We start from the raw sequence: 24,254 nt of genomic DNA on the forward strand, positions 1-24,254 counted from the left end.
TTTTAATCATGAGACACTATGAGATAGTCAGGATTAAGGAGAACGGTAAGGTTGAGCTGCCCCGGGATTACGCCTACGAGCTTGGCGTGGTGGAGGGCGCATATTTCCTCCTCGAGATAGACACCGACCTCAAGGAGGTTCACTTGGAAAGGGTGGCCCTGCCTGGAAAGAAGCTCGTAGAGGTTGAGCTCGTTGTGGAGGACCGTCCGGGGGTTCTGGCAAGGATCAGCGGTCTCTTCGGCAGGCACGGGGTTAACATACTCTTCAGCGAGTCAGAGGAGTTCGGTGCCATTGGACTGGCCGGCATCGTCGCGGTCGTGGACGTGAGCGGGATGAGCATAACCCTGGATGCCCTGAAAAATGAGCTCGCCTCCCTGTCCGCGGTGAAGGAGGTTCATCTAAAACCCCTGGAGTAGAATCATGGCTATGGCCATCATCACGAAAACCGCGGTGAGGATGTTCACATCCCTCCCGATTTCCCTGGGGCCGGCCCTTGGGCTCCTGCCGAGAACTCCGAGCCACTTTAGGAGTGCAAAGAGGAGGAGCGCGGAGGATAGATACAGGACGTCCCTGGGATTTACGCCTGCTCCGAGGTAAACGCCGGTTAGGAGGGCCGCCAGCGCCAGGCCAAGCGACGGCAGCTTCCATGCCGCGGGCATTCCCGGGGCCTCACCCCGTCTAAGATGGTGGTTCAGTTTTGCGAAGGACGTGAGTGTCCCGATGCTTCCCAATGGGACGGCGAGCTTCCAAAGGCCCGACAGGCTTTCGTAGAGCAGTTCCTTTCCGTATGCCCCAACCAGTGGTCCTATTCCTCCTATCGCGAGGCTGAGGGTGAGGACGGAGGCTGCCATAACGGGCGCGTTCCTGTAGCCGAACTCCCCGAGCTTTCTGCTCTCCCTCCCGAGCGAACCCACCGCAAGGAACAGGCCTCCCTTGAATATGGAGTGTGCCATCGCGTAGTACGCCGCCCCGACGAAGTTGAGGCTCCCAACGCCGAGGAGGACGTAGCCCATCTGGGAGACCGTGGAATACGCAAGGAAGCGCTTTGCATCCCGCTGGAGGAGAGCCCCGGCGATGCCGAAGAATATCGACGTCACCGCCATCCCCATCACGGCCGCCCTGAAGGTTTCCCCTGAGGGGAGGGCGGAGAGGAGGAGTATCATCCCGTAGGCGGGGGCCTTGACAACGGCGCCGCTCAGAACCGCGCTCACGGGAGTCGGCGCGCTCGAGTGGGCGTCTGGGAGCCAGGAATGGAGCGGGAAGATGCCTGCCTTGAGGAGAAGCGAGGTAAATGCCAGTGCCAGGGCGGTGTTCAGCTCCCTGGATGGCCCGGCACTCTCTCTGACGAGATCGACGTTGAGATAGCCGGTCTCCATGTAGATTATCCCGACCGCAAAGACGAAGAGGTACGATGCCAGCAGGGACATTATGAGGTACCTGAACGCGGCCCTCTTGGAGCCCTTTTCGTCCGAGAAGGCCACGAGCGCAAAGGCCGATACAGATGCTATCTCGGAATATATGTAGAAATTGAAGAAGTCCCGTGCTATGAACGCTCCCATAAGCCCCGTGTGGAGGAGCAGAAGGAGCGCGAGAACCTTCGGCGTCTTTTTGTTCCTGAAATCGAAGTAGTACAGGGAGTACAGGGCGACGAAGATGAAGAGCACAAGCTCCCCCGCGATGAATGGCAGGTTCGTCCGCGTCAGGGCGACCTCTATTCCAGCCTCCCGCGCCCAGCCCCCGACGATCTCCGAACCAAGCCCGTTTAAGAGAACGACCGGAACCGGCAGGAGGGCTCCGAGCAGAAAAACTCCCCTGATTACGGTTCTCTTGACCTTCAGCACATCGAGGAGCATGAGTATGAAAGCAGCCAGCAGGGGCAGCGCGGCCATCAGGGGTATCATTCGCCGTCACCCTCCATCCGCATTATAACCGCGAGAGCGAGGGAGGTTATCGCGACGTCCACGACGAGGGTGGTGAGCATGAGCGTTGCCGGGAGAGGATCAACGGGGTCAGTTGGCATTATCGGCACGTCCTTTTCGGGGGAGTACGCGAGACCTATGAAGAATAGGACAAGCCCGAGGGAGACGATGTTTATCGAGAGGACTAGCTTTATCGGCTCCCTTTTGGCCATCAGGCCGTAGATTCCAACGAGCATTATCAGGATTCCAGCATGCTCCGGACTAATCACTTTCGACCCACCTCAGCAGGATGTAGAAGACGAACGTGAAAGCCGCGCCGACCTCCAGCCCCACGATCACGTTGAAAGGCAGGATTATCCCTCCCTCCGTCGGCAGGAAGTTTGAATAGAACGCCCCCAGCCCGAGGCCTGCAATTCCGAGGAGCACCAGCAGCGCCCCGGCGGAGCTCTCTATGAGGCCAGCCCAGTTGAAGTGGAACTTCCTCCGGACTTTGCCGTAGCCGTGTGAGGTGATGAGCAGTATCACCGCCACCGCCAGGATAACCCCTCCTTGGAAGCCGCCGCCGGGACTTACGTGGCCGTAGAGCATCAGATAGGCCGCGTAGGTGACGAGGAATGGGCTTACCATCTTGGTCGTCGTCCTCACGACGGTGCTCATCTTCACTTTTTCTTCCCCCCGAGGAGGACGTAAAAGCCGATGACGGCCGTGAATAGCAGACTCGCCTCGCCAAGGCTGTCATAGGCCCTCCAGCCGGCCAGGATGGCCGACACTAGGTTGGGAACGTTTATCTCCGTCCAGTGGGTGACGTAGTACGTGTAGCTCCCTCCGTAGGGCGGCGAGTAGCTCAGCGAGAGGAGCAGAACGCCCAGTGCGAGCGTCAGGGCGGCGGCAGCGGCCCTCACCGCGTCACCCCCTTTATCGTGAAGAGGAACACCCCTATGACTATTGCCCCCACCACTATCGCCGAGAGCGCAACGTCTGGGGCGTTCAGCTCGAAGAGTGCCAGGATGAAGAGCAGGCTGAGGAGGGAGTATTTAACGACCGCACTGACCAGGTTCCTCTCCTCAACCACCGCAACGGCAAGGATCATCATCGCGAGGAAGACCACATCAAGGATTGTCCCAGGCATACATGTCCACCACGACTTTTGGCTTTACCCCGTAGCGGTAGGCCCCGCGCGCTATGGCGTGGCTCACCATGGGGTTTATCATGGCTATAAGGAAGGCCAGGACGAGGAGTTTGGCCCTCACCAGGGCGGGGGCGTTCATGGTGATGATGAGGTAGAGGATTATGCTCATCGCTCCCCCAGTGTCGCATTTTGTGGCCGCGTGGAGTCTGGTGTAAACGTCGGGAAATCTGAGTATCCCGAGGGCCCCGAAGAGCATTACAGCTTCCCCGAAGAGGAGGAGCAGAACCTCAAGCACCGGCACCCCTCCTTTCCATGTACTTCGCCAGAATCAGTCCCCCGACCGAGTTCACCATGAGCAGGACTATCGCGAGGTCTATCAGGTAGTACTCGCCCCTCATGACGGAGACCAGTGCTATTATCACCACCACCTTCGTCGTTATTGTGTTCAGGCCCACTATCCTGTCTGGAAGGGTCGGTCCCCTGAGCACGCGGTATGTTATCAGCACCGCCGTGAAGACGAGCAGATAGAATGCGCTCACCAGAAGACCTTCTTGAGCCATTCCTCTATGTCCCCCTTTATTTTTTCTCCGGCCTTCTCCCGGTTGAGGGTCTCCAGGTCTATCCAGTGAACGTAGAGGTAGGTCTCGTCGAGCTTCTTCTTGACGTCCAGTGTAAGGGTGCCGGGCGTCAGGGTTATGGAGTTCGCGAGTATCGTTACGCCCGTGTCGGAGTGCAGATCGGTCCTTATCTTGACGATGCCGGGGTTGATATCCATGAATATTACGTTCCTGGCCACCTTCACGTTGCTCTCCAGCAGGCGGAAGGCCATTATCACCAGATACTGGGGCAGGTAGATGAGGGCGAAGTAGAGGATTTTCTCGAGTACGTGGCCGCTCCTCCTCACGTCTCCGGTCAGGAGATCGCGCATGAAGAGCGACACAAGGAGGGTAACCACGGCGCCGGTGATTAGGTTCCTCGGCTCCACACTGGAGGTTATGACGATCCAGAACGCCATCAGGGCGAGCCAGGTCAGGGCCACCCTTTCCCAGGGCGGCAGGCCGGACGCCCCGGAGGTTTCGTGGAGAACCCTCTCGTTGAGGGTCTTCAGCCTCTCCTTTAGGTAGAAGGGGACGCGGCTCATGTGGTGGTTTAGGGTACGAGGGGTTATAACGCTTTTGCAATTGGCCAAAGGATTGCCCAGATCTGTGAAATTCGTTCGGAGTTCTTCGGGAAACACCGAAACTTTGTGCAGCCGAAGTGAAAACGGCGAATGCAGAATCCTTCACTCATGGAAAGGTTTAAATCTCTGCTCTTCCTACGAGAACCGGTGATGTTCATGATTGAAGTCGGAGAATACAGGGTTAAGGAGGGCCTCTACTACACGAAGGACCACGAGTGGGTCCAGGTTCTCGATGACGGGACGGTTCTGGTGGGCATAAGCGACTACGCCCAGAAGGAGCTCGGCGATCTTGCATACGTCGAGCTTCCGGAGACCGGCTCCGAACTCAACAAAGGCGACGTTCTCTGCGAGCTTGAGAGTGTCAAGGCCGTTTCCGAGGTCTATGCCCCGGTCAGCGGCGAGGTCGTCGAGGTCAACGAGGAGCTCGAGGACAGCCCGGAGCTCATCAACGAGGACCCCTACGAGAACTGGATAGTCAAGCTCAAGCCGGGCAACCTCGACGAGGAGCTCAAGGAGCTTATGGACGCCAGCGCTTACGCTGAGTACCTTGAGAGCCTCTGAGCAAGGCTTTAATACTTTTCTACTCTATCCCTTCTGGTGTTGGGTCATGAAGGTTCTCAAGGAGTGGGACGTGAAGGTAAAGCTCGTAAGGACAAAGAGGGGCGCTGTTCTGCACATGATAGAACTTGAGCCTGGCCATTTCTACCTCGAGCAGAACCCGCTTAAGGATTCAAAGTACGGTGTCGCCTACAGGAAGATAAAGGAGAACTTCCCCGAGTTCTACATGTTCTGGGAGATAAAGAACAACCGCTACACCGGCAAGCTCCTTGCCGGGGCGATCTTGGAGAAGAAGGAGATAGACGAGTTCGTCACCCTGCTCGCTAAGACGGAGGACTTCAAGAAGTTTGAGGAGATCCTCGAGGAAATCGAGGAGATGGAGGAGTAGTGAGCTCAGGCTTTGACCATCATCACCGCTGCGCGAGGCGCAGTCTCAGATACCCTAGAGGTCTTCATCGCTCGCCTCGTTCCTCGATTGGGGGCGGAGAGCCCTCTGTTCGTGAGCGACAATAACCGCCTAGTTAAATCGCTCACAGAGAGCCCCCCCCACTACCGCCTATTCCGTCGTCGGGGCTTTTATAACTTTCGTTCTTTTCAGATACCCTACCCGTTTTTAGCGCCCGGTGCTCATAGGGATCCCCGACGTTTACTCGCTGTCTGTGCGTGAACCGCAGAAGCTCAGCGAGGTCTGTCACTTCCTTGACCTCGTCTGTTTTTTGGAATGCGATGAGCTTCACGAACAGTTTACGAGGCCGTCGAGCACTCTGAACACTTCGCGCTCATTCATACTTTCACCGGTAATAATAGTGGACAAAGGGGTTTAAGACTCGTAATGATGTGACACCGACGAGAAAGTTTATATACTCCAATGTGTCTGATATGTGTCTGGAGTGTGTGCCCCATGGGTAAGAGGGTTCAGGTGACATTCACTGATGAGCAATGGGGGATTTTACAAAGGTTTAAGGGGAAGATGGGAGAAAGCGATGCGGATGTCATCCGTAACATCGTCTTATCTTGGTTATCGGAGAAATCAATTATGTCCACGATTGTGAAAAGGGAGATTTCGGAGGGTGAAAAATGAAAATTCCAGCTATAAAGACTACACACAAAATTATTTTCGGGGATTCAAGGTATATGGATGAAATCGAGGATGAGAGTGTCCATCTTGTTGTAACATCCCCACCTTACCCAATGATTCAAATCTGGGATGACCTCTTCAAAAGTCTCGACGACCGCATAAGGGAAAAGTGGGAAGAACTCGAACAAACTACCGATGAGAATGAGAAGGAACGGATCGCATATCAAATCTATGAACTGATGCACGAGGTTCTTCTTCCCGTTTGGAAAGAACTGTATAGGGTGCTTATCCCCGGGGGAATTGCCTGCATCAATATTGGTGATGCAACGAGGAAAGTGAATGGTATCTTCAGGTTGTTCCCGAACCACTCAAAGATTATAGAGCACTTTGAGAAGATTGGTTTCGTCACACTTCCATATATCCTTTGGAAAAAACCCACCAACAAACCGAATGCATTCCTCGGTTCTGGTTTTCTTCCGACAAATGCTTATGTAACTCTCGATGTAGAATATATTCTCATATTCAGGAAGGGAGGCCCAAGAAGGTTTAAACCAAAAGACCCATACCGATATGCAAGTAAATACACGAAGGAAGAGCGAGACAGATGGTTCTCACAGATTTGGAACGACATCAGGGGAGTTCGTCAGAATCATAGTGCCCTCGCGAGGAGAACGGCGGCCTACCCCGAAGAGATACCCCGCAGGCTTATTAGGATGTTCTCTATCATTGGAGATACCGTTCTCGACCCGTTCCTTGGTACGGGAACAACGACAAAGGTCGCCATTGAGCTAAAAAGGAACAGCATTGGGTACGAAATTGACCCCAATCTCGAACCTGTGATAAAAGAGAAAATAGGAGCCAACCAGCGCAGGATTGATAGCCCCTTCGAGGTTCGATTCATTCATCGTGGGCAATGATCCCCCATCATCTTTTGTCGAATAACCTGAAACTGAGAGTTGTCCCGCTTCTGGTGTATTTAACGAGGATAATCTCTTCAATTGTTCCGATTGGAGTTATCAGGTCTTCGAATGCCCTTCTGTTTATAGTGAAATTCTCGGCAACTATAACACCAGTGACTTTGAAATCACTCTGGTCGGCGCCGAAGAACTGGTCGAGATAAGAAGCCCGTACTGCAAGTTTTTTGAGTTCTTCTCGTAGTGCTGTCCAGTTTAAAGAACCTGCCTTAAGCTCCCATATCCATGGGTTGATAATTCTACCATTTCGTTCGTTCCAGGTTAAGAGGTCTGCCATTTTTAGATATCCAAGGGGGACTGTATTAAGAACATGACTATGTCTAAATTCAAGGCCGGATATGGTCAATGTCCCTTTGCGGATACGATGAACCAACACGGCCTCGAGGTTTTTCTCATAACCATCCTGAAATGTATCAAAGGTCATAGGAGCAAAATTTACGGCGGGGGGCTGTCCAGCGATGGGAGTGTCCGGCTGAGAGTAGTTCTCGAACAGGTCAATAATCCTCTCAAAATCTTTGCGGGTTACCCCCTTTATTGTTTTGTTTTTGTCCTCATATCTAAGCCGTGATGGCAGGCTAGTGATTCTTCCACGGACTATATCATTGAACAGTGGATCCATCGGCATCTCTTTGAAATATAACTCATCGACGGGGATTATAGGTATCCACCACACAAAATTTCCCGAATTTACAGTGGTAGTCACCGTGCTCCAGTTGTTGTTCCAAGTACTTGTGTTGACATTTTGTCCATCGAAGAGATGCGAAAGGCCTGCATCGACAACAGGGTCTCCGTTAACCTCAAACACTCCAGTGATAGAACCCTTGGTATGAAGAAGGATGTAATCCCTCTCTCTCACCCGCGCAAGATCGGCGAGAATATCCCAATTCATTTTGACAGAATTTCCCACCCATTTTTTAAGGTGGGTTTCCTCACTCTCCCCCCTGCGCTTTGGTTCTCTTGTAAGCACAGGTCGTATTCCTACGAGTCCATCCTGTATGAATTGTGTCCTTATCTCATCCGAGTCGCAGGTTATGATATGATACTGCCTGCCCATTTTGCTCACCCCTTTAGAGAAAGCTCTCCACTAATCTCGCAAATTCGGAGTAATCTATTTTCAAACCGGTTTTGGTCTTCTCATAATAGATGATCGGTGCCTCTATATTTTCTTTCAGATGTTTCTCCTGTTTGTAGGTTACACCCTTTATCGAAACCGGGAACTCTCTCCCATTGATCATGATAAATCCATCGATGCCTTTTGATTCCTCTTCAGGAGAGGATAATCTATAACTCATAGAATCCCCCGCGAAAATTTCAGCAAGCTTGCTAAGGATTGGTCTCTGAACCATAAGTCCCCAGAAAGTCTTCTTTAGTATCAAATCTTCTACCCACTCACGAATGGTGACTTCGTCTATACTTTCCAAGACTTTCCGCATTTCTTCAATTTTCTTTTCAATCCGTTTGACGGCTCTGTCGATGGCTTCCTCTCCAGTGACTCCTGGGATAACTTCCTTTGAAAGGTAGAAGTTCTCCCAGTTGTCAAAAGTCCATTTGTTCTTTGGGTATTCCTTTTGGAACTCTTTTATGAGTTCGGACATTTGGCCCACAGCGCGCGGTCTTGTTGCTTGGGCGAAGTTGTTCGCCAAATTTATTAGGGGAGAAACATACTTTTCAAATTCCGTTTCTGGGACATCCAGAACCCTCATCAATTCCTCTCGTTTAATAACAACTTCATAGGCTTTGGGCACGACCATCACCAGTGAAATTCTCGTTACACAGACTCATAAAGTTGACGACACGAGGGTTTTGTACCGGGAGTTCAAGGCATGGGAGGTTCTTGGTATTCGCGTGGCCGCAACGACGGGCGACTACGACTCGACCGATGAGTGGCTCGGAAGGTACGACATAATCATCGCCACCTCCGAGAAGTTCGACTCACTCCTGAGGCACGGCTCGGCCAGTATGCCCCTCATCACGGGTCAGCTACCGTTAGGCTCGTCATCGCCGTACTGTCCTCCACCCTCACCTGATAAACTTCACGAAACCCTTATAACTTCTGCCCCGGTAGTTAACTACTGGGGTGGTAGTTGTGTACTTTGACACCCGGCCGAAGAGAAGGCGGGAGGACCTGTACGACAGGGAAGAGGAGCTTGCGGAGTTCGAGCGCTCAATCAGGTCCGGAAACCCCCTCACCGTAATAACCGGCATAAGGAGGCTTGGGAAAACGTCCCTTCTCGTGGTGGGCCTGAACGAGCTCGCGGTTCCGTACGTTCTCGTGGATTTCAGGGGGGTAAACCCGAACTCCCGAATGGACGTTTACCGGAGGATAGAGAGCTCGGTCAATGCCTTCCTTCGCGAAAACCGCGACCTCTGGGAGGAGCTCAGGAGAGACCTCAAGAACATAACGGGCCTCAGGGTTCTGAGCTTCGGGGTGAGCTTCTCCTGGAAGGACGAGAGAACCGACCTCATAGCGCTCTTCCGGGAACTGGAAAAATACGACGTCGTCCTGGCCTTCGATGAGGTTCAGTACCTCCGGGGGCCGGTGGGGAGTGAATTCGCGGGCATCGTGGCCCACCTCTACGATTACTCCGACCTCAGAATGGTTATGACGGGTTCAGAGGTGGGCCTGCTCCACGATTACCTGGGCCTCGACGACCCGAGGGCCCCCCTTTACGGCAGGTACTTCCATGAGATTTCCCTTCACAGGTTCTCACCGGAGCAGAGCAGGGAGTTCCTCAGGATAGGCTTTGAACAGGTCGGTTTGAATCCCCCCGGAGAGCTCATAGACCTTGCCGTGGAGAGGCTCGACGGCATAGTGGGGTGGCTCGTTCTCTTTGGTAGGAAGGCAATGGAAAAGGGGCTCACCGAGAACCTCGTAGATGATGTTTTCGAGGAGGCAAGGGCCCTCGCCATGGAGGAGTTCGAGAACTTCCTTTCGAAGAGACCCGCCGCTAGAAAACGGTACGTCGAGATAATGAGGGCCGTTGCCAGCGGCAGGAGAACGTGGGAGGAGATAAAGGAACACCTTGAGATGAAGGAAGGCAGGAGCGTAGCCGACAGCGTGCTGGCAAGGCTTCTCAAGGCCCTTGTTGACTCCTCGTTCCTTGAGAAGAAGCGCGAGGGAAGAAACGTCCGCTATAGCATTCCCGACCCGATACTCGAGGAGTGCTTCAAGGAAAAATGAATGAAAGGGTCAGGCGTTTTCCTTTTCTTCCCTCTTCTTCGTGAGGTACTCGTGGATGGCCTTTGCGGCCATCCTTCCGTCTCCCATGGCGAGGATAACGGTCGCCTCTCCCCTTATCGCGTCTCCACCGGCGAAGACTCCCGGAATGCTCGTCATCAGGTTCTCGTCCACAACTATCTTACCGCGCTCGACCTTCAGGCCGGGCGTGTTGACGATGAGCCTGTTGGGGTGCTTTCCGATGGCTATGATGACGGTGTCGGCTTCGAGAGTCACATATTCCCCGGTTCCGACTATCTTCCTCTTGCCCCTGCTGTCCCTCTCGTCGAGGGCCTTCATCTTCTCGAACTTAACCGCCTTGATCTTACCGTTCTCATCGCCGATGAACTCGACCGGGTTGATGTAGAACTCGAACTTTATGCCCTCCTCCTTGGCGTGGTGGACCTCCTCAACCCTGGCGGAGACGTCCTCCGGGCCGCGGCGGTAGGCTATGGTGACCTCGGCACCGAAGCGCCTCGCGCTCCTCGCGGCGTCCATTGCGGTGTTTCCGGCACCTATGACGACGACCTTCTTGCCGACCTTGACGGGGGTGTCGTACTCCGGGAACAGGTATGCCTTCATGAGGTTCACGCGCGTCAGGAACTCGTTGGCGGTGTAGATTCCGTTGAGGTTTATGCCGGGCGCGTTGATGAGCCTCGGGGTTCCAGCCCCGGAGCCTATGAAGACGGCGTCGTACTCCTGGAGGAGTTCTTCAATAGTCACCGTCTTGCCGACGATGTGGTCCGTGAGTATCTTGACGCCGAGCTTCCTGAGCTTGTCAATCTCGCTCTCGACGATGCTCTTGGGCAGCCTGAACTCGGGGATGCCGTACATGAGCACTCCGCCCGCCTCGTGAAGGGCCTCGTAGATGGTAACGTCGTAGCCGAGCTTGGCGAGCTCGCCGGCGGCGGTGAGTCCTGCCGGTCCGGCTCCTATGATGGCCACACTCTGGCCCTTCTTCTCGATCTTCGGGATTATTTCGAAGAGAAGCTCCTCGTCTATGCCCTTCTCGCGGGCGTAGTCGGCCACAAACCTCTCGAGCTTTCCGATGTTTATCTTGTCGCCGACCCTGCCCATGACACAGTTCATCTCACACTGGTCCTCCTGCGGGCAGACCCTTCCGGTGGTGGCGGGAAGGGAGTTGCAGGCCCATATGACGTTGAGGGCCTCCTTGACGGCTTTGTCCGGGTCGTCGCGGTACTGGACGAGCTTGCTTATGAAGCCTGGAATGTCGATGTGGACGGGACAGCCCTTTATACAGGGCGCGTAGTTGTAGGGGCACTGGAGGCAGCGCTCGGCCTCCTTAACGGCAAGCTCGAAGGTGTAACCGAGGTTAACCTCCGCGAAGCTCTTAATACGCTCCTCCGCCGGCATCTCCGGCGTCGGAACGCGCTCCTTGATGATCTTCCTCTTAACCGCCATTACTGCTCACCCCCCTGGAGGGCCTTCATGTACTCCTGCATGGCCCTCTGCTCCATATCCGTGTAGTAGCCGCTCCTCGCTATGAGCTCGTCCCAGTTCACCTGGTACGCGTCGAACTCCGGCCCGTCTATGCAGGCGAACTTAACCTCGCCACCGACGGTGACGCGGCAGGCGCCGCACATTCCTGTCCCATCCACCATTATCGGGTGGAGGTCGGACTTCATGGGGATGCCGAACTCTTTGACTACGTTGAAAACGGCCCTCTGGTCCCCGGCGGGGCCGACCATGAAGACCATGTCGTACTCCTCCTTCTCCAGGAGTTCCCTGACCTTCTCGGTCAGCCTCTTGGTGACGTTCTTCATGTTGGTGGGGAAGTCGAGGTTCGGGTCGATCGGGACGGTTTCGAGTACGTGCCTGCCGACGGCTTCCTCCAGCTCGTCCTTGAGGACGACCATCGGCTCGAAGGTGACGTGGAGCGTCGTAACGTCGTTTCCGAGCTCCTGCCAGGCCCTGGCTATGGGGTAAACCTCGACTATTCCTGTGTAGGCACCGATGGCCAGTACCTTCCCGAACTTCTCCATCTCGGCCGGGTTTCCGAGCGGGCCGGCGACGTTGAGGAGCTCGTCGCCTTCCTTCAGCTCGCTGGCCATCCTCATGGTGGTCCTTCCCCTGATGAACGTTATGAGCACTATCCAGCCCTCGTCTCTGTCCCACATGACTGGTGTGAGCGGGATCCTCTCCCCGTTTTTGAACGCCCTGACGATGACGAACTGGCCGGGCTGAACCTTTTTGGCCACGTGGGGTGCGTGTATCCTGTACCATATGTTCCTCATGGCGATCTCTTTCTTTTCAAGTATCTTGTATGACACAATGAACACCTCCGTACACAGGTTCAAACTTGGTCATCTAAAGGTTTGCAACCTGTGGTGTTTATAAAGATGTTGTTAACCAAAGGTTTGCTGAGCGGAAGAATCCTCGAGCGTGCTGGGAAAAGATTAAAAAACGTTCGCAAAAAGGGCTGTTGGGGGGTAACGCTATGAAGCGTCTCGTTTATTATGCATCAACACTGCTGGCGGCGGTCGCCCTCTTCTGGCCGGTGATCTACGGCAGCGTTCCGGCCCTGAGGGTGCTCCCAGGGAACCCCGTGGTTCAGGGTATCGTGGGGCTCGTGCTCTTTGGAGGACTCGCCTACATGACTTTCGACGAGACCGCAGAAGAGACCGGCGGGATTGGAGAAAAGGGAGAGCTCACAGCTTCCTGATGAATGTTATGTATCCCGTATGGGCCAGCATGGTCGTCTTCGGCCGCATGCACTCCTTCTTTACCTCCTGCTCCCTGACGAGGACCTCGACGACCCTCGGTTTGTAGAAGTGCTCCCTGTACTCCTGAAACGCCTGGAAGAATCTGTGGACCTGGTTCATGCACGGGGTGTACGCCACGAAGTAGCCGCCGGGTCTGAGAACCTCAACGGCGTGAGGGAGGACATTCTCTGGCTGGGGCAGGTCGAGGACTATGTGGTCGGCGTACTCTTCATCTATGCCCTCGTAGATGTTCTTGAGCTTTATGGTTACCCTGTCCGAGAATCCAGCCAGCTCGATGTTCTTCTGGGCTATCCTGGCGAAGTCCTCGCGGCGTTCGTAGCTGATAACCCTTCCGTTTGGCCCGACGGCGTTGGCGAGGAATATCGTGAGCGCGCCGCTCCCGACGCCCGCCTCTATCACCGTGTCGCCGGGCGAGATCCCCGCGTAGGCGAGTATTATCCCGGCGTCCTTGGGGTGGACTATCTGCGGTCCGCGCTTCATCTTGGCTATTATGTCGTTTATGTCCGGTTTGAGGACCCTGAACTCCTCGTTTCGGTGGCTGACTATCGTCTCGCCGTACTCCTTTCCGATGAGCTCGCCGAGCTTGAGTATTCCCAGATCGGTGTGGAACTCCCTCTCCGATACCGTCACCAGGTAGCGCTTGCCCCTCCTATCGATGAGCAGAACCTTATCCCCTTCCCTGATCAATCGCTCCACCTTCCTTTTTTACTTTCAGGCCGTCCCGTGATATGTGGAACACCATCGAGGCGATTTCCTCGAGCATCGCCAGGTGTTCACTTCTCAGAACGCCCGCGTTTATAAAGTGTATCCCCACCCAGTCCTCCAGGGGTATCGTGCTGATGCCGGTTAGTATGGCCTTTATCGCCTCGTCCCCACCGAAGTGTATGTAGTGGCCGAGCCCGAAGGTGATGAAGTACTCCGGCTTTGTGGGGGAATGGCTTATCCTGCTGACGATGGCGTAGTAGTTCTTCAGGAACGTGTGTGAATCGTAGGCCGGAACCACCTCCCCTATAACGTCGCCGTAGCTGGTGGAGCCGGGGCCTATCTTCACGACCTTTATTTTCTTAATGAGTTCTATTACTCCCGAGTACTCCTTTCCGGAGACCTTTCGGGTGTAGTTTCTGAAGAGAATACCCCCGATGCCAAAGAAATCTGCCACGACGACCCCGTCCCTCTCAACGAGTGCCGGCAAAAGGACGCCCCACGAGAACTCTTCCACCGGATACGTGGGGGCGTACTCGAGCAGAATAACGTCTCCCCGGTTGGCCTTGCCGAAGATGTACTTCTCGAAGATGGGGATGTCCACACGACTCACCAAAAGGGTTTTTAATGGCACTTCTTTTAAATCTTGTCAGGTGGGAGGATGAGAAAGTTCGTGGTGTGGCCCAGCGAGCTCGACGCAAGGCTCAGCAGGCGCTACGGAAGGGCTGTGAGCAGGGAACTTGCCATCGACGGACCGAAGGTTCAGGAGATAGCCGATGCCGCGCTGGCCCTCGGGATGAGGGTGATCGAGCTCGATGAGGAGAAACTCAACCCCCGGCTGGCAGGTCTCGACGATGAGTACAGGCTCAGGGGAATGCTCCGAATCGAGAGCAGGCACCCTAAGGGCAAATCCCTGCGGATGCTTGGGCAGAAAATCAGGGAAATCAGAAAGACCCAGGTTAAGCCCCGGGGCAAGAAGAAACGCAAATCCGGGAAGAAAAAGAGGTGATCACTCCTCTTCTTCCATTTCTACGACTATGGCAGTGGTGGTATCGATAACGCCGTCAATGTTGTGTATGTCGTGGAGTATCTTCCTGGTGAGCTCGCCGAGGTCCTTCGCCTCGATGTGGACTATAGCATCGTAGGGGCCGGTGACGGCGTCGGCCTTGGTAACGCCCGGAATCTGCTTGAGCGCCTCTATGACGCTCTCGACTTTCCCAATCTCAACGGTCAGTAAAACGTACGACCTAACCATTTTTCATCACCGCGGAAAGGCTTTACGTCTCTATCTAGCCCTCCAACTCATTTAAGCTTTTCGTAGTTTTTTCGGATATCTTTGGGGAGTTGCATATTGAGAACGCTGCCTATAAGTAACCAGTAGTGCGCTTAAGGGGCTTACACGGCACTAAAAGTGGTATCGAAAGATTTATTACCTCATCAATCCTATAGAACATGCCCTTAATGTACAGGGGTGGATATTAATGAAGGCCAAAGGTTCAATAGCCCTGTTAGTGGTTTTTTTGGTGGTTTTTTCTGTTGCAGCCAGCGGCTGTATAGGTGGAAATACTGGGGAGACAACCACCATTCCGCAGAGCACCACTGGAAGTCCGACGGGTACCCAGACCACGTCTTCTGAGACGACTTCAGGCGGCACCACCGCGACATCAAGCCAGTCGGCCACCCAGACGCAGGCCCCCGCGGAGGTAAAGCCCGGGATACTGGAGATGGGTGACGTCTACGTTGTCGTTACCGACAAGAGCGTCGTGGTCGTCGGCCCGAAGGGCGCCAGCCCGACCGTTGACATCCCGAGCGACAGGAGGGTCATAAAGGTCGAGTACGAGGTTGACACCGCCAACACCCCGGACGTCAAGACCCTCATGGAGAAGGGTCAGGGATTCGGTGCCATCGATCCTGCCTTCTTCCGTGATGAGCACGTCGATGCCCTCGTTGTGGCCGCCAGGCGCCAGACCGACCCAACCATAAGGACCGAGTTATTTAAGGCTGTTTACATGCTCGGAAACAAGCTCGCCCCGGAGGTTATCCTCGGTCAGAACAAGCAGCTCCGCGTTTACTGGGACTGGGTCAAGGGCAGATACTACCACCCGACCCTTGCGGAGCGGTATGACCTCCTCACCGAGGACTCCAATGCTCCCTCCGTCAAGATCGGTATCAAGGACTACAAGAACGACCCCGAGACCTACACCATAGCCACCATTGGCTGGCCGGAGAGCTTTGACCCGGCCATGACCTACGAGACCTTCGGATGGGAGATCTGGCACGAGGTCGGAGACACCCTCGTCACCTACTGGAAGGAGGAAACCGAAGAGGTCAGCCCGGACCTCGCCGTTGCCTGGGCCCACAACGAGGACGGTACCGAGTGGTACTTCCTCATCCGCGGCGGTGTCCAGGCCTACGACCCGTGGGACGACAAGACCTACCCGATCGACGCCACCGACGTTGCCTTCACCTTCCTCCGCGTTGCAAGGCTCGGACACAGCGTCAGCTGGATGGTTAGCAGTTTCATGGACGTTAACAACTCCGCCGCCATCACCGAGGACGAGTTCGACCAGTACCTCAAGGAGCACCCGCTCGTCGCTGAGTTCAACGGCAAGAGCACCGAGGTCAAGAGCCTCGACGAGCTCAAGCAGTTCTTCGGTTACAGCGGCGACACCGCTGGAGTCTTCAAGCTCGTTCTCCCGGCCCCGTACGCTCCCGTCCTCGGAATACTCGCCGACCCGTTCCTCAGCGTCGTCCCGATGGAGTACCTCCTCGGCGACAAGTACCAGGAGGCCCTCCAGGCGAGCGACAACGGCCACAACCCGAGCGCCTGGTGGAGCTACCTGAGCGAGGGCAAGGGCGATCCGACCCACCAGCTCATGCACAACAAGCCCGTCGGAACCGGACCGTTCTACATCGCCGACTACCAGAAGGACGCCTACATAGTCCTCGAGTACAACCCGCACTACTGGAACGCCACCGCCAACCCAGGCCACAAGAGGGTCATCTACGTCATCAACAGCGACGCCATGGCCAGGATCAACCTGTTCAAGACCGGCACCGCCGATGTCGTTGCCATACCGCCCGAGAAGATGGACACGGTTAAGGGCCTCGAGCTCCAGGGCTTCAAGTCCGTCGTTAAGACCGACATCCTCCAGCCGATACTGACCTTCCTCGTCTTCAACACCCAGAAGGAGCCCTTCAACGACCCGCTCGTCAGGGAGGCCATGGCCTACGCCGTTCCGTACGACCAGATCTCCCAGGTCGTTTACCAGGGACTCCTCGCCAGGAACTACGGTCCGATACCGAAGCCGTGGCCGGGCTACACCGAGGAGGGAATAACCAAGTACAACTACAACCTCGCCAAGGCCAAGCAGCTCCTCAACCAGGCGGGCGTTGACCCGACCAAGTACAAGATCGAGCTCATCTACAACGAGGGCAACAGCGCCCGTGAGAAGATAATGACCCTCCTGCAGAACGTCTGGAGCCAGCTCGGCTTCCAGGTTACCATCAACAGCTACAACTGGCCAACCTACCTCGACAAGACCGAGCACGGCGAGTACGACGTTTACATCGTCGGCTGGGTCCCGGACTACCTCGACTCCGACAACTGGGTTGGCCCGTTCCTCTACGGCGCCACCGAGTTCACGAGTGTCGAGGTAAGCGTTAGCTAATTCTGATCTTTCTTTTTTTCTGTTCGTGGTTTTGGCGGAGATCTAAAGGATAAAGTCAACGGCACAGGGGGGAATAGGATTGGCGAACCTGAAGAAGTTCCTAATAAGAAGGCTCCTCACGTTTATCCCCACCCTCATTGGAGTTACCCTCATAGTCTTTCTGATCGCCTACGTCATCCCGGCGGACGTCGCCAGGGCATGGGCCGGCGGTGAGAAGGCGAGCCAGGCGTACATGGAGCAGATAAAGAAGGAGTACCACCTCGACGAGCCCTGGTACGACCAGTACTGGTTCCTTGTGAGCGGACTTGCGCGGAACAGCATAATCGATCCGAGGACGTCCAACTACGTCCTTGACGATATACGGGATCGTTTCCCCGTGACGTTTGAGCTGGCGTTGGTGGCGTTCTTCTTCATCCTGATAATAGGTATTCCCCTGGGTATAATCTCGGCCCTTAAGAGGAACACGTGGGTAGACACCGTTATCAGGTTCTTCGCCCTCACCGGCGTTTCAATGCCGGTCTTCTGGCTGGGCTACCTTCTCATATACGTGTTCTTCGTCGAGGTTCACTGGATAACGCTCGCCGGCTTCCCGGCCCCGCCCGAGCACCAGATAACCCACATCCCGATGATAGACGCCCTCATCACCGGAGACTTCTCAACCTTCAGCCAGCACCTCCACAGGCTCTGGCTCCCCGGGTTCACGCTGGGATTCATGGGTGCCGGCGTTCTCGCCAGGTTCGTCAGGAACAGCTTCCTCGAGGCCATAGGCAGCGACTACGTTGGATTCCTCAAGGCCAAGGGAGTCCCGAAGAGGGGAATCTACCGCCACGCCCTCAAGAACGCCATGGTTCCGATAGTCACCGTCCTCGGCCTTCAGTTCGGGGGCCTCCTCGGCGGAACTCCGATCACCGAGACGGTGTTCGGCCTCCCGGGAATGGGTTCCTACGTCATCGACTCGATCAGGAACCTCGACTTCCCCGCGGTCGTGGCCATAACCATGATCTTCGCCCTGATATTCCTCATAACAAACCTGGTCGTGGACATACTCTACGCCCTGATAGACCCGAGGGTGAGGTACTGACGCTGGGGTGATAAAATGGGCAGGGAAGAGTACAAATCAAACGTTCTGGACAAGCTCTCCGACAAGCTCGTCGAGGGATTTGGAAGCTTCATAAGCCTCTTCAAAAAGGACTGGAAGAAGAAAAACCGCTCCAAGATGGAAGAATGGAAGCTCATGCTCTACGCCCTCAACCGCTCGCCTCCGGGCCTAATAGGACTGGCGCTCGTGCTTATGTTCGTCCTCCTGGGTATATTCGGGCCCAGCCTCGCCACGTGGAACTACAGGTTCTTCCCGACCAACTACAACATGAGCACCTACCTCGCCCCGCCCGGCTCGACGTACTTCCTGAACGTTACCGAGCTTAGGGGGGACAACATCATCCAGTACACCACTAACATCCACTACACGCTCGGTGCGGACAACTTCGGTAGGGACCTCGTCAGCCTCATCCTCTACGGAGCCAGGGTCTCCCTGGTGATATCGATAGTCGTCATAGTCCTCGGTGTGCCCCTGGGCATCATCCTTGGCCTCATAGCGGGCTACTACGGCGGCAAGGTTGACGAGCTCGTCATGCGCATCACCGACGTGTTCCTGGCCTTCCCGGCGCTCATCCTCGCCATGGCCTTCTCCGCCGTGCTCCCGCAGAGGCTTCAGAACTTCATCTCCACCCATGAGTCCGTCCAGAGCTTCGTGCTGTGGCTCTTCGCGCTTGAACCTCAGGACGCCGGCAATCTCGGAAAGCTCCTCGCCGTCATACTCGCCATGATCATAGTCTGGTGGCCTGCCTACGCCAGGATAACACGCGGTTCGACTCTCACCGAGAGGGAGAGCCTCTACGTTGAAGCCGCCCGCGCCATAGGACTCAGCTCCAGAACGATAATGTTCAGGCACATCCTGCCCAACATCATCGGCCCGATACTGGTTTACATAACCCTCGACTTTGGAGGCGTCATCCTCATGGAGGCCGGCCTGAGCTTCCTGGGCCTTGGTGCAACGCCGCCAATAGCCGACTGGGGTAGGATAGTCTACGACGGCTCCCAGTACTTCCCGGAGAAGTGGTGGCTCGTTACGTTCTCGGGCTTCATGATCATGCTCGTGGCCCTCGGATGGAACCTCCTCGGTGACACGATGAGGGACATCCTCGACCCGAAGACGAGGAGGAGCATAGAGTTCAAGGTTAAGAAGGCCAAGAAGGAGGGTGAGAGCAATGCCTGAGCCGATCCTTGAGGTTCGCGACCTGACCGTCCACTTTTACACCTACGCTGGAATAGTCAAGGCCATCGAAAGGGTTTCCTTCGACGTCTACAGGGGCGAGACCTTCGCGCTCGTCGGTGAAACCGGCTGTGGAAAGAGCGTCACCTCGCGCGCCCTCACCCAGCTCATCGAGAGCCCCGGAAAGATCGTGGAGGGCAGCGTGATTTACCACAGGGAGGACGGTTCAACGGTGGATCTTCTGAAGCTGTCCCAGGAGGAGATACGCGATATCCGCGGCAAAGAGATAGCCTACATCTTCCAGGATCCCCACGCCTCCCTCGACCCGCTCTACACGGTGGGGTATCAGATAGCCGAGGGAATGGTGGTTCACAACACAGTCAAGGACTGGAAAGAGGGCTTTAAGAAGGCCGTCGATATTCTCCGCCGTGTTCTCATCCCCGACCCGGAGAACAGGGTAAAGAACTACCCCCACGAGATGAGCGGAGGAATGAAACAGCGCGTCGTTATCGGAACGGGCGTCGCCAACAACCCCAAGATACTCATCGCCGACGAGCCAACGACCGCCCTCGACGTTACAGTTCAGGCCCAGATACTGGAGCTGATGAACAAGCTCAAGCGCGAGTACAACACCACCGTGATACTCATCACCCACAACATGGGAGTGGTCGCTGAGATGGCCGACCGCGTTGCGGTTATGTACGCGGGCAAAATAGTCGAGATAGGCTCCGTTGACCAGATATTCAAGAACCCGCTCCACCCGTACACGCAGGGTCTCCTGAGGGCAGTTCCCAACCCGCTGGCCAAGATAGAGCGGCTCGAGACCATCCCTGGAACGGTTCCCAACCTGATAGAGCCGCCCGGAGGGTGTCGCTTCCACCCGAGGTGCCCGAGGGTCATGGGCGTCTGCAAGGATAGGGTCCCCGAGCTGAAGGAGATGGAGCCCGGTCACTTCGTGGCGTGCCACCTTTACTGAGGTGATACCATGAGCGAGCCGATAATCGAAGTTAAGAACCTCAAGAAGTATTTCCCCATCAGGGGCCTTTTCAGGACTGAAGGCTACGTCAAGGCGGTTGATGACGTCAGTTTCACAATAAGCCGCGGTGAAACCTTCGGTCTCGTCGGAGAGAGCGGCTGTGGAAAAACAACCACCGGAAGGACCATCCTCCGCCTCATAGAACCCACCAGCGGTCAAATCATCTTCCAGGGCAAGGACGTCACGAAGCTCAAGGGCGAGGAGATGAAGTGGTTCCGCAGGAAGGCCCAGATCATGTTCCAGGACCCCTACTCCTCACTCAACCCCAGGCAGACCGTCTTTGAAATAATCATGGAACCGGTTAAGTTCCACGGGATAGAGGTTGACGACCCAGAGGACTTCGTGATAAAGCTGCTGGAGAGCGTCGGCCTCAACGAGATGCACCTCTACCGCTATCCCCACGAGTTTTCCGGCGGCCAGAGGCAGAGGATAGCCCTCGCCAGACTGCTGGCTCTAAAACCGGAGTTCATAGTCCTCGATGAGCCCACCTCCGCCCTCGACGTTTCGGTTCAGGCCAACATACTCAACACGATGAAAGACCTCCAGAGACAGTTCGGCTTCACCTACCTGTTCATCAGCCACGACCTCGGTGTCGTCAAGTACATGAGCCACAGGATGGGCGTTATGTACCTCGGGAAGCTCGTGGAGGTCGGCCCGGCAGAGGAGATATTCGAGAACCCGTTACACCCGTACACCAAGTTCCTGCTGTCCGCCATACCGGTTCCCGACCCGGAGCTGTCGAGGGAGCTAAAGGCTAAGCGTATGAAGGTTGAAGGGGAGCCGCCCAGTCCAATAAATCCACCTGCAGGCTGCCGTTTCCACCCGAGGTGCCCATTCGCCAAGGCGGGGCTCTGCGACAAGAAGGAACCCCCTCTCATCGAGGTCGAGAGTGGCCACTACGTCGCCTGCTGGCTCTACGGGAAGGCGTGATTTTTCTGTTCCCCTTTCTTTTTGGTTCTCAACCATGGGAGCGCCATTCCCGCGTTGGAGTCTATTCTGAACAGCTCCCTGTAAACGGGGTCGCTGACTTCCCCACCGTTCACCTCAAACTCGAGGACTGCATAGCCCAGCGGTCTTATCGTGACCCCTTCCAGTTCGACCGGGGTTTTTGCCCCAAGAACCTTCCTCAGTATCGCCAGGGCCAGCAGGGCTTCCCGGTTTCTCCTGGCCAGCTCCTCGTCCCTGTCCACGTGGCGCTGGTGGCCGGTCGGTATGCCGATGATTCTCCAGATGTTCCAGCGCCTCATGTGTCTGGTTCTCTCGTTGAACCTCTCGCCGCTGAGGTCGTAGAGGGTCACGAAGAGGGAAGTCAGGTAGTTCCTCAGGGAGTCCTCTTCCAGCAGGGCCCCTCGAGGTCTGGCCTCGAGCCGCTGGAGGTTTTCGGCCTTTCTTATCAGCGTTGCACGCCTCTCGGGTTTCTCCACCCTCAGCGAAAAGTACGCGTCCACGCCGTACATCCCGGTTCTCGTCTCGAAGAGCACGTAGGGAACCCTCAGCCTCATGCATCTCCCCCGGTTGAGTACGTGGGATAAGCATATAAAACCGCCGGAGGAATAGTCCCGGAGCTGAGGGCTATGAGGGTTGATGAGCTTCCGGTGGACGAGAGGATAAAGAGGATAATCCGTGAGAGGGGAATAGAGGAACTGTACCCGCCGCAGGCGGAGGCCCTGATGAGCGGCGTCCTGGAGGGAAAAAACCTTGTACTCGCCATTCCCACGGCGAGCGGAAAGACCCTTGTGAGCGAGATAGTCATGGTCAACAAGCTTCTTCGGGAGGGGGGCAAGGCAGTCTATCTCGTCCCCCTGAAGGCTCTGGCAGAGGAGAAGTACCGCGAGTTCAAGGAATGGGAGGTCCTGGGTCTCCGCGTGGCCGCAACGACCGGTGACTACGACTCCACCGACGAGTGGCTCGGGCGCTACGATGTAATAATCGCCACCGCCGAGAAGTTCGACTCCCTCCTGAGGCACGGCTCCAACTGGATTGAGGACGTCAAACTTGTCGTGGCGGACGAGGTCCACCTCATAGGCTCCTACGACAGGGGGGCCACGCTCGAGATGATACTCAGCCACATGCTTGGAAAGGCCCAGATTCTGGCCCTGAGTGCCACCGTTGGAAACGCCGAGGAGCTTGCCGAGTGGCTCGATGCCGCGCTGGTTATGAGCGACTGGCGCCCGGTTCAGCTCAGGAAAGGGGTATTCCACATCGGGCAGCTCTTCTGGGAGGACGGCAAAATAGACCGCTACCCCGAGAACTGGGAAAGCCTGGCGATTGACGCCGTCAAGAGGGGCAAACAGGCGCTGGTGTTCGTCAACACTCGCCGCTCGGCCGAAAAGGAGGCCCTCTCGCTGTCCTCCAGGATAGCCCGCCTCCTCACGAAGCCGGAGACCAGGCGGCTGGACGAGCTGGTTTCCTCTATCGAGGACAACCCTACGACGGAGAAGCTCAAGAGGGCGCTGCGGGGCGGCGTTGCCTTCCATCACGCGGGCCTGAGCAGGGCTGAGAGGACCATGATAGAGGACGCATTCAGGGAGGGGTTGGTTAAGGTTATAACTGCGACGCCAACGCTGTGCATGCACCCAGAAACGCCGGTAATCACGAAAAACGGCGTTAAAAAGGTCTCGGAGCTGAAGGAGGGGGACGAGGTTCTAACTCACACGGGGGAGTTTAAGAGGGTGATACAGCCCCTGAAGAGAGAGCACCGTGGAAAACTACTCGTTATAAATGCTTACGGAACGGTTCCGGTCAGGATAACCCCCGAGCATATGGTGTGGGTCATAAAGCAGGTACGGCACAAGTCCCATTACTCGGACGGAAGGCAGGTTATATGGTGGGAGTTCAAAGGGCCCGAATGGATGACCGCGCAGGAGCTTAAGGAAAGGCTTGAATCCGAGAGGGATCCAAAGGTCTCCTACATGCTGCTCCAGCCGGTTCCAAAACTCTCAATCAAAGCCACCAAAATCCCGCTGAGGAAAGAGGTCTACGTCGTCAACCAGCATGGAAAAACCGACAAACTTCATCCCTCAGTTGTCAGAACCCCGGAGTTTCTCCCGATTAACTTCGAAACAGCCCGTTTGATTGGCCTCTGGATTGCGGAAGGTTCAACGACAAAAACAGGGGTTATAAAGTTTGATATAGGCTCTCATGAGGATGGGATAACGAAGTTTTTGCTGGACACGATACCCAAATACTTCCCCGGAGCGAACGTGGTGGTCAGAGACCTCGAAAGGAACCGCCGGACAGTGAGGTTCTGCAACAAGCGTTTCGCCTGCTGGCTCAGGGAAAACGTGGGACACAGGGCCCACGGAAAAACCATCCCGCTGGAACTGCTCTTCAACGAGAACCGCGAGGTTAGGCTGGGCCTCCTCAGGGGGTTGATAGAAGGCGATGGTTACGTAAGGCGGGACCCCGAATCCAGGGCGAACTACATCAGCTACACGACGACCTCCCCCTCGCTGGCCTACCAGATTCAGCTCCTTCTGGCTTCTCTGGGCTATGTTTCATCGGTTGACGTTACCATTAGGAAGGGAGGCATCGGAAAGACGAGGAAGCCCATTTACATCGTGAGAGTCAGCGGAAAGAGCTACTACGACCTTCTGAAGGAGCTTGGATTTGATAGTCCACCAAAAGGGGACCGCACCTACAACATCAACAAAGTATGGAACGGCTACCTGCTCCTCAAGGTCCGTTCGATTGGGGAGGAGGACTACGAGGGAGAGGTCTACAATCTTGAAGTCGAAGATAACGAGAGCTACAGTGTTGGATTCATCGTCCACA

29 protein-coding genes and 2 pseudogenes are annotated in these 24,254 nt (G+C 55.7%); 15 read left to right on the forward strand and 16 right to left on the reverse strand.

Going from position 1 to position 24,254, the window contains the following annotated elements:
- The first annotated feature begins 8 nt into the window (after window positions 1-8).
- Entirely contained in the window at window positions 9-416 is a 408-nt protein-coding gene (locus E3E42_RS10265) for an ACT domain-containing protein (RefSeq protein WP_167904481.1), read from the forward strand.
- Here the strand turns inward: E3E42_RS10265 and E3E42_RS10270 are convergent.
- Genes E3E42_RS10270 through E3E42_RS10305 form a run of 8 tightly spaced genes read right to left on the reverse strand, consistent with a single transcriptional unit; the run spans window position 399 to window position 4,189 of the window.
- A complete protein-coding gene (locus tag E3E42_RS10270; protein WP_167904482.1) occupies window positions 399-1,901 on the reverse strand; it encodes a proton-conducting transporter membrane subunit in 1,503 nt (500 codons plus the stop codon). The two genes, E3E42_RS10265 and E3E42_RS10270, sit on opposite strands and share 18 nt — an antisense overlap.
- The gene (locus E3E42_RS10275) at window positions 1,898-2,188 is read right to left on the reverse strand and encodes a cation:proton antiporter subunit C (RefSeq protein ID WP_167904483.1); all 291 of its coding nucleotides are present in this window, start codon (window positions 2,186-2,188) and stop codon (window positions 1,898-1,900) included. The genes E3E42_RS10270 and E3E42_RS10275 overlap by 4 nt, the downstream gene beginning before the upstream one ends.
- The gene (locus tag E3E42_RS10280) at window positions 2,181-2,582 is read right to left on the reverse strand and encodes a Na(+)/H(+) antiporter subunit B (protein WP_014013410.1); all 402 of its coding nucleotides are present in this window, start codon (window positions 2,580-2,582) and stop codon (window positions 2,181-2,183) included. The genes E3E42_RS10275 and E3E42_RS10280 overlap by 8 nt, the downstream gene beginning before the upstream one ends.
- Window positions 2,579-2,821, reverse strand: a complete 243-nt coding sequence (locus E3E42_RS10285) for a hypothetical protein (protein WP_148883438.1) — start codon at window positions 2,819-2,821, stop codon at window positions 2,579-2,581. Before E3E42_RS10285 ends, E3E42_RS10280 begins: the two co-directional genes overlap by 4 nt.
- Window positions 2,818-3,048, reverse strand: coding sequence for a hydrogenase subunit MbhD domain-containing protein (locus E3E42_RS10290; protein WP_167904484.1), 231 nt, complete (start codon window positions 3,046-3,048; stop codon window positions 2,818-2,820). The genes E3E42_RS10285 and E3E42_RS10290 overlap by 4 nt, the downstream gene beginning before the upstream one ends.
- On the reverse strand, window positions 3,029-3,343 hold the full coding sequence (gene mnhG, locus E3E42_RS10295; protein WP_167904485.1) for a monovalent cation/H(+) antiporter subunit G: 315 nt from the start codon (window positions 3,341-3,343) through the stop codon (window positions 3,029-3,031). Before mnhG ends, E3E42_RS10290 begins: the two co-directional genes overlap by 20 nt.
- Window positions 3,336-3,608 carry a monovalent cation/H+ antiporter complex subunit F gene (locus E3E42_RS10300; RefSeq protein WP_058938702.1) on the reverse strand — a complete coding sequence of 91 codons (273 nt, stop codon included), beginning with the start codon at window positions 3,606-3,608 and terminating at the stop codon, window positions 3,336-3,338. The genes mnhG and E3E42_RS10300 overlap by 8 nt, the downstream gene beginning before the upstream one ends.
- Entirely contained in the window at window positions 3,584-4,189 is a 606-nt protein-coding gene (locus tag E3E42_RS10305; RefSeq protein WP_167904486.1) for a Na+/H+ antiporter subunit E, read from the reverse strand. Before E3E42_RS10305 ends, E3E42_RS10300 begins: the two co-directional genes overlap by 25 nt.
- Before the next feature lie 195 nt (window positions 4,190-4,384).
- On the opposite strand from E3E42_RS10305, the gene gcvH reads away from it, so the two are divergent.
- From gcvH to E3E42_RS10325, 3 genes are all read left to right on the forward strand, one after another.
- Window positions 4,385-4,789 carry a glycine cleavage system protein GcvH gene (gcvH, locus tag E3E42_RS10310; RefSeq protein WP_167904582.1) on the forward strand — a complete coding sequence of 135 codons (405 nt, stop codon included), beginning with the start codon at window positions 4,385-4,387 and terminating at the stop codon, window positions 4,787-4,789.
- 46 nt (window positions 4,790-4,835) lie between these two features.
- A complete protein-coding gene (locus tag E3E42_RS10315) occupies window positions 4,836-5,174 on the forward strand; it encodes a hypothetical protein (protein WP_167904487.1) in 339 nt (112 codons plus the stop codon).
- Window positions 5,175-5,863: 689 nt separating this feature from the next.
- A complete protein-coding gene (locus tag E3E42_RS10325; RefSeq protein ID WP_167904489.1) occupies window positions 5,864-6,781 on the forward strand; it encodes a site-specific DNA-methyltransferase in 918 nt (305 codons plus the stop codon).
- Window positions 6,782-6,788: 7 nt separating this feature from the next.
- On the opposite strand, the gene E3E42_RS10330 is transcribed toward E3E42_RS10325, so the two are convergent.
- On the reverse strand, window positions 6,789-7,892 hold the full coding sequence (locus E3E42_RS10330) for a hypothetical protein (RefSeq protein ID WP_167904490.1): 1,104 nt from the start codon (window positions 7,890-7,892) through the stop codon (window positions 6,789-6,791).
- Between the two features lie 13 nt (window positions 7,893-7,905).
- Complete coding sequence (locus E3E42_RS10335; protein WP_167904584.1) at window positions 7,906-8,589, reverse strand: MjaI family restriction endonuclease; 684 nt, start codon at window positions 8,587-8,589, stop codon at window positions 7,906-7,908.
- Window positions 8,590-8,641: 52 nt separating this feature from the next.
- Between E3E42_RS10335 and E3E42_RS10340 the strand changes: the two genes are divergently transcribed.
- Together E3E42_RS10340 and E3E42_RS10345 are read left to right on the forward strand one after the other, a co-directional pair.
- Window positions 8,642-8,935 carry a hypothetical protein gene (locus tag E3E42_RS10340; RefSeq protein WP_167904491.1) on the forward strand — a complete coding sequence of 98 codons (294 nt, stop codon included), beginning with the start codon at window positions 8,642-8,644 and terminating at the stop codon, window positions 8,933-8,935.
- Entirely contained in the window at window positions 8,916-10,019 is a 1,104-nt protein-coding gene (locus tag E3E42_RS10345; protein WP_370519652.1) for an ATP-binding protein, read from the forward strand. The genes E3E42_RS10340 and E3E42_RS10345 overlap by 20 nt, the downstream gene beginning before the upstream one ends.
- A gap of 9 nt (window positions 10,020-10,028) precedes the next feature.
- Here the strand turns inward: E3E42_RS10345 and gltA are convergent, their stop codons facing one another.
- Complete coding sequence (gltA, locus tag E3E42_RS10350; protein ID WP_167904492.1) at window positions 10,029-11,477, reverse strand: NADPH-dependent glutamate synthase; 1,449 nt, start codon at window positions 11,475-11,477, stop codon at window positions 10,029-10,031.
- Window positions 11,477-12,346: a sulfide/dihydroorotate dehydrogenase-like FAD/NAD-binding protein gene (locus E3E42_RS10355; RefSeq protein WP_167904493.1), complete on the reverse strand. Its 870-nt coding sequence runs from the start codon at window positions 12,344-12,346 to the stop codon at window positions 11,477-11,479. The genes gltA and E3E42_RS10355 overlap by 1 nt, the downstream gene beginning before the upstream one ends.
- 167 nt (window positions 12,347-12,513) lie before the next feature.
- On the opposite strand from E3E42_RS10355, the gene E3E42_RS10360 reads away from it, so the two are divergent.
- Window positions 12,514-12,738, forward strand: coding sequence for a hypothetical protein (locus E3E42_RS10360; RefSeq protein WP_167904494.1), 225 nt, complete (start codon window positions 12,514-12,516; stop codon window positions 12,736-12,738).
- Here E3E42_RS10360 and E3E42_RS10365 read toward each other — a convergent pair.
- Both E3E42_RS10365 and E3E42_RS10370 read right to left on the reverse strand, forming a co-directional pair.
- Window positions 12,725-13,486: a tRNA (adenine-N1)-methyltransferase gene (locus tag E3E42_RS10365; protein ID WP_167904495.1), complete on the reverse strand. Its 762-nt coding sequence runs from the start codon at window positions 13,484-13,486 to the stop codon at window positions 12,725-12,727. The genes E3E42_RS10360 and E3E42_RS10365 overlap by 14 nt on opposite strands.
- The gene (locus E3E42_RS10370; RefSeq protein WP_370519653.1) at window positions 13,467-14,114 is read right to left on the reverse strand and encodes a DUF257 family protein; all 648 of its coding nucleotides are present in this window, start codon (window positions 14,112-14,114) and stop codon (window positions 13,467-13,469) included. Before E3E42_RS10370 ends, E3E42_RS10365 begins: the two co-directional genes overlap by 20 nt.
- Window positions 14,115-14,162: 48 nt before the next feature.
- On the opposite strand from E3E42_RS10370, the gene E3E42_RS10375 reads away from it, so the two are divergent.
- Window positions 14,163-14,510, forward strand: a complete 348-nt coding sequence (locus tag E3E42_RS10375) for a signal recognition particle protein Srp19 (RefSeq protein ID WP_167904496.1) — start codon at window positions 14,163-14,165, stop codon at window positions 14,508-14,510.
- Here E3E42_RS10375 and E3E42_RS10380 read toward each other — a convergent pair whose 3' ends face one another.
- Window positions 14,511-14,756, reverse strand: a complete 246-nt coding sequence (locus tag E3E42_RS10380; protein ID WP_014789277.1) for an Lrp/AsnC family transcriptional regulator — start codon at window positions 14,754-14,756, stop codon at window positions 14,511-14,513.
- A gap of 226 nt (window positions 14,757-14,982) precedes the next feature.
- Here E3E42_RS10380 and E3E42_RS10385 point away from each other — a divergent pair, with 226 nt between their 5' ends.
- The 5 genes from E3E42_RS10385 (at window position 14,983) to E3E42_RS10405 (ending at window position 21,410) form a co-directional block, all read left to right on the forward strand.
- On the forward strand, window positions 14,983-17,172 hold the full coding sequence (locus E3E42_RS10385; RefSeq protein WP_167904497.1) for an ABC transporter substrate-binding protein: 2,190 nt from the start codon (window positions 14,983-14,985) through the stop codon (window positions 17,170-17,172).
- Between the two features lie 79 nt (window positions 17,173-17,251).
- Window positions 17,252-18,253 carry an ABC transporter permease gene (locus E3E42_RS10390; RefSeq protein WP_167904498.1) on the forward strand — a complete coding sequence of 334 codons (1,002 nt, stop codon included), beginning with the start codon at window positions 17,252-17,254 and terminating at the stop codon, window positions 18,251-18,253.
- Between the two features lie 15 nt (window positions 18,254-18,268).
- Window positions 18,269-19,447, forward strand: coding sequence for an ABC transporter permease (locus E3E42_RS10395; protein WP_167904499.1), 1,179 nt, complete (start codon window positions 18,269-18,271; stop codon window positions 19,445-19,447).
- Entirely contained in the window at window positions 19,440-20,420 is a 981-nt protein-coding gene (locus E3E42_RS10400; RefSeq protein ID WP_167904500.1) for an ABC transporter ATP-binding protein, read from the forward strand. The genes E3E42_RS10395 and E3E42_RS10400 overlap by 8 nt, the downstream gene beginning before the upstream one ends.
- Before the next feature lie 9 nt (window positions 20,421-20,429).
- Complete coding sequence (locus tag E3E42_RS10405) at window positions 20,430-21,410, forward strand: ABC transporter ATP-binding protein (RefSeq protein WP_167904501.1); 981 nt, start codon at window positions 20,430-20,432, stop codon at window positions 21,408-21,410.
- Here E3E42_RS10405 and E3E42_RS10410 read toward each other — a convergent pair.
- On the reverse strand, window positions 21,395-21,982 hold the full coding sequence (locus E3E42_RS10410) for a hypothetical protein (protein ID WP_167904502.1): 588 nt from the start codon (window positions 21,980-21,982) through the stop codon (window positions 21,395-21,397). The genes E3E42_RS10405 and E3E42_RS10410 overlap by 16 nt on opposite strands.
- A gap of 72 nt (window positions 21,983-22,054) precedes the next feature.
- Between E3E42_RS10410 and E3E42_RS12210 the strand changes: the two are divergent.
- A pseudogene (locus E3E42_RS12210) lies at window positions 22,055-23,068 on the forward strand (DEAD/DEAH box helicase); the annotation flags it as partial.
- A gap of 324 nt (window positions 23,069-23,392) precedes the next feature.
- Window positions 23,393-24,229, forward strand: a pseudogene (locus E3E42_RS12215) (LAGLIDADG family homing endonuclease); the annotation flags it as partial.
- Window positions 24,230-24,254 lie beyond the last annotated feature (25 nt).

The organism is Thermococcus sp. JdF3 (assembly GCF_012027495.1).
Taxonomy (GTDB): Archaea; Methanobacteriota_B; Thermococci; order Thermococcales; family Thermococcaceae; genus Thermococcus.